Here is a 4,376-nt window from a genome sequence, read left to right as displayed (position 1 = left end):
GTGCTATGACGTCATCCACACGACCGGCGGCTATCCGGTCGAGCCGATCGACATCCACGCCTCGATCCGCCATCTCGATTGCCTGTCGGACATGGTGAAGCTGACGGACAAAGCATTCCACGTCTATTCGCTGGGCAAGCAGCGCAATCTTGACGGCATTGAGATCGCCCGCATCGGCCGCGGCATTTCGATGGAGCAGATGGAGCGCGAACCCTCGCTCTTCACCATCATCAACACCTCGTCGCCGCTCCGCCTCGACGGCCCCATGCTGCAGGGCATCATCGAGATGTCCTCGCGCAACCAGGTCGTGGTCGTGACCCCGTTCACGCTGGCGGGCGCCATGGCACCCGTGACGATCGCCGGCGCCGTCGTTCAGCAGAATGCCGAAGCACTCGCCGGCATCGCCTTCACGCAGATGGTACGGCGCGGTGCGCCGGTCATGTATGGCGGCTTCACCTCGAATGTCGACATGAAGACCGGTGCACCGGCCTTCGGCACGCCGGAATATATGAAGGCGGTCATTGCCGGCGGCCAGCTCGCCCGCAAATACAACATTCCCTACCGCACCTCCAATACAAACGCGTCGAACACGCTGGATGCACAGGCCGCCTATGAATCTGCCTTCTCGCTCTGGGCGCTGACGCAGGGCGGCGGCAATTTCATCATGCATTCGGCGGGCTGGAGCGAGGGCGGCCTGACGGCGTCCTTCGAGAAATTCATCCTTGATGTCGACATGCTGCAAATGGTGGCGGAATATCTGACGCCACTCGACGTCAGCCCCGACGCGCTGGGCCTCGACGCGGTGCGCGACGTCGGCCCCGGCGGCCATTTCTTCGGTACGCCGCATACGCTGGCGCGCTACGAAACGGCTTTCTATTCGCCGATCCTGTCGGACTGGCGCAATTTCGAGACCTGGACGGAAGCCGGCCGGCCGACGACCTACGACCATGCCAACCGGGTGTTCAAGGAAAAGCTCAACACCTACGAAAAGCCGCCGCTCGACCCAGCGATCGAGGACGAACTGGATGCGTTCGTCGCAAAGCGCAAGGAAGAGGGCGGCGTTCCGACCGATTTCTGAAAGCGGTCAGGCGTCGAACATGATCGAGCGGACGGACGAGATCAGCTTGTCCGTCGGCAGGTTCGAAAAGTTCTTGTCGATCTCGGCCATGGTCAGCGTGCGGGACTTGTCGGAGAGTTTGTTGCGCAGGTCCCCGAGTGTCTGCGGGGCGGCGCAGACGACCAGCCGGTCGAAAGCGCCTTTCGCGGCGTAGCCGTCAATCAGGCCGGCGATTTCGGCGGTGAATTTCTGCTGCTCCTCCCGCACCGGATCGCTTGAATATTCCATGGCCGAGCGGCCGTGGCCGACGGAGGAGTGGCTGCGGCCGGGCTTGTCGGCCATGATGTCCTGCGCCTTTTTCGGCTCCCAGCGAAAGACCTCCTGCTCCGGGCTCTGCTGTTCGTCCTTCAGCAGGTTGACCCCCTTCAAGAGGCGGGCCTGGTTGCCGTCGGCGGCGAGAATCCAAGTCGTAGCGGTCATGTTTCACTCCCGTAGCGAGGTTGTGGATTGGCAGCGGATCTGCCTTCAAAGCATCCAACAGGATTGTGGCAGGATGCGCGTTTATGGGAACGCAAGCCGCCGCCGCATGTTCCGGGTGGTCTTCTTCACGAAACTGTTGGAAAGCGTGCCCGCCCCTATCCTTGCGCCGATACGGCCGGTTAGGGTCTCGCGAACAAAAGGAAAACACATGGCCGAACCGCTGAAGAACCTGCTGCATCCCGGACTGGTGACGGACATGGCCGGCCATATCTCCCGCGTCGCGGCCGATTTCGATGCCGGCCGCTTCGCGGCGCTGGCAACCGAGGGCATGGAGACGCTGGAACTGATGCAGCGCGCCGAGCGGATCAAGGATGCGCTGACCCATACACTGCCCGCCGATTATGCCGCCGCTGCCGATATCCTGCACAAGGCTCTCCCGGCAGACAGCAGGCCGGGCCTTTCCGGCTGGGCGCTGCTGCCGGTCAACCAGTTCGTCTCCGAACATGGACTTGGCCATTTCGATCTGTCACTCGCCCTTCTGAAAGCGCTGACGCCGCATTTCACTGCCGAATTCGGCATCCGCCGCTTCATCCACATGCACCAAGACCGGGCGCTTGCCGAGCTTTCCGGCTGGGTGACGGATCCCAACCACCATGTCCGCCGCCTCGCCTCGGAAGGCACGCGCCCGCGCCTGCCCTGGGCGATGCGCTTGCCGGCGCTGGTCAAGGAGCCGGCCCCCATCCTGCCGATCCTCGTCGCGCTCCTCGACGACCCCGAGGATTACGTCCGCCGCTCCGTCGCCAACAGCCTGAACGATATCGCCAAGGACCACCCTGCCCTCGTTGCCGATTTCGTGGAGCGCCATATCGACAGCGCCTCAACCGAACGCCGCCAGCTGCTGCGCCATGCCTCGCGCACCCTCTTGAAGAAGGGCGATGCCAAGGCGCTCGCCAATTTCGGTTTTGCCGCCGCGCGCGGCATTACCGCCAGCCTGCTCGTCACGACGCCCGTCATCACCTTCGGCGACAAGCTCAGCTTCTCCGTCACCATGAACAACGAGGATGCGGAACCGCAGCGGCTGATGATCGACTATGCGATCCATCACGTGAAGGCGAACGGCACCCTGGCGCCGAAAGTGTTCAAGTGGAAGACGCTGGGTCTGCCGGCTGGCGGATCGCAGTCGATCGTCAAGGACCATGCCATCCGCGCGATCACCACGCGGGTCTATTATCCCGGCACGCACCGCGTAGACGTCCTCATAAACGGCACGGTTTCAGCCTCCGCCGACTTCGAACTGCGCATGGATTGAACAGCCGCCCTTTCGCACCTGCGAAAGTAGCACTTGACTTTTTGGCGCAAAACAACGACATGAACCGCAGCGTCGCCCTTCGGCCGCCGCGTGAGCGAGCCAGCGATTTCCCTGTACGGGATGCCAAGAAGGACAAGCGCAAGAGACGATCCGCCTCCCATTTTGCGGATGACTGCGCAGACGACTGCCAACCAACCCACAAGTTCCCAATTCACGCGGGGTTCTTGACGCCAGACGAAACCGGAAGCGCATGGTGCGTTCCGGCGATACCTGTTTGGCGCCCCGAAAGGTATTTGACTTGACCACTTTCCTCGACCTCGGCCTCTCGCAGACCATCGTCGCCACCCTCTCCACGCTCGGTTTTGAAAAAGCGACGCCGATCCAGGAGAAGGCCATCCCGCTCGTCATGGAAGGCTCCGACCTGATCGGCCTTGCCCAGACCGGCACCGGCAAGACGGCCGCTTTCGGCCTGCCGATGATCGAAAAGCTGCTCGCGGACGCCCGCCGTCCCGACCCGCGCAACATTCGCGCCCTCATCCTCGCCCCGACCCGCGAACTGGTGAACCAGATCGCCGATAACCTCCGCGACTTCGTCAAGAAGACGCCGCTGCGCGTCGTCACCGTCGTCGGCGGTGCCTCGATTAACAAGCAGTCGGAAATGCTCTCGCGCGGCACCGACATTCTCGTCGCCACGCCCGGCCGCCTGCTCGATCTCGTCGCCCGCAAGGCCGTGACGCTGACGCAGGCCCGCTACCTCGTGCTCGACGAAGCCGACCAGATGCTCGACCTCGGCTTCATCCACGATCTGCGCAAGATTTCGAAGATGGTGCCGAAGAACCGCCAGACGCTGCTCTTCTCGGCCACCATGCCGAAGCTGATCGGCGAGCTGGCCGGCGAATATCTCGTCAACCCGAAGAAGGTCGAAGTGACCCCGCCGGGCAAGGCCGCCGACAAGGTGGAGCAGTATGTCCACCACGTTCCCGGCAAGGACCAGAAGGCGCAGATCCTGCGCAAGACGCTGACTGACAACCCGGATGGCCTGTCGCTCGTCTTCTCGCGCACCAAGCATGGCGCCGAGAAGCTGATGAAGCATCTGGAGCATATCGGCTTCAAGGCCGCCTCGATCCACGGCAACAAGAGCCAGGGCCAGCGCGAACGCGCCCTCAAGGCGTTCCGTGACGGCGAAATCCGCGTGCTCGTCGCCACCGACGTCGCCGCCCGCGGCATCGACATTCCCGGCGTCACCCACGTTTACAACTACGACCTGCCGGAAGTGGCGGACGCATACGTCCACCGCATCGGCCGCACGGCCCGCAACGGCCGCGACGGCATCGCGATCGCCTTCTGCACGCCGGATGAAGCGCATCTCTTGCGCGACATCGAGAAGCTGATGGGCATCCAGATCACCGTCGCCAGCGGCGAGGCCCCGGCCGTCGTCACCGCCGGCCCCGGCGGCAAGCGCAAGCCCCGCAGCGGCAGCGGCCACCGCGCCAGCCAGGGCCGCGCCGGCCAGCGTCCGCCGCGCAAGCC

Annotated in this window: 4 protein-coding genes; 3 read left to right on the top strand and 1 reads right to left on the bottom strand. The window is 63.8% G+C overall.

From position 1 onward, the window contains the following. The coding region (locus ACOZKU_RS22980; RefSeq protein ID WP_421580829.1) for a trimethylamine methyltransferase family protein at positions 1-1,078 on the top strand (1,078 nt) is incomplete at its 5' end. Between the two features lie 6 nt (positions 1,079-1,084). Here the strand turns inward: ACOZKU_RS22980 and ACOZKU_RS22975 are convergent. Continuing rightward, positions 1,085-1,537, bottom strand: a complete 453-nt coding sequence (locus ACOZKU_RS22975) for a host attachment protein (protein ID WP_314085626.1) — start codon at positions 1,535-1,537, stop codon at positions 1,085-1,087. A 208-nt stretch (positions 1,538-1,745) separates the two neighbouring features. Between ACOZKU_RS22975 and ACOZKU_RS22970 the strand changes: the two genes are divergently transcribed. Both ACOZKU_RS22970 and ACOZKU_RS22965 read left to right on the top strand, forming a co-directional pair. Continuing rightward, complete coding sequence (locus tag ACOZKU_RS22970) at positions 1,746-2,846, top strand: DNA alkylation repair protein (RefSeq protein ID WP_421580828.1); 1,101 nt, start codon at positions 1,746-1,748, stop codon at positions 2,844-2,846. A gap of 298 nt (positions 2,847-3,144) precedes the next feature. Further along, positions 3,145-4,376, top strand: a 1,232-nt coding sequence (locus ACOZKU_RS22965; protein WP_421580827.1) for a DEAD/DEAH box helicase, incomplete at its 3' end; no start/stop codon positions are given.

Source organism: Shinella sp. M31, from assembly GCF_049199205.1.
GTDB lineage: Bacteria > Pseudomonadota > Alphaproteobacteria > Rhizobiales > Rhizobiaceae > Shinella.
This window is presented reverse-complemented; position numbering and strand designations above follow the sequence as displayed.

Coding starts and splice junctions, on each gene's coding strand:
- ACOZKU_RS22975 (WP_314085626.1), bottom strand. CDS start 1,537: ATGACCGCTACGACTTGGATTCTCGCCGCCGACGGCAACCAGGCCCGC.
- ACOZKU_RS22970 (WP_421580828.1), top strand. CDS start 1,746: ATGGCCGAACCGCTGAAGAACCTGCTGCATCCCGGACTGGTGACGGAC.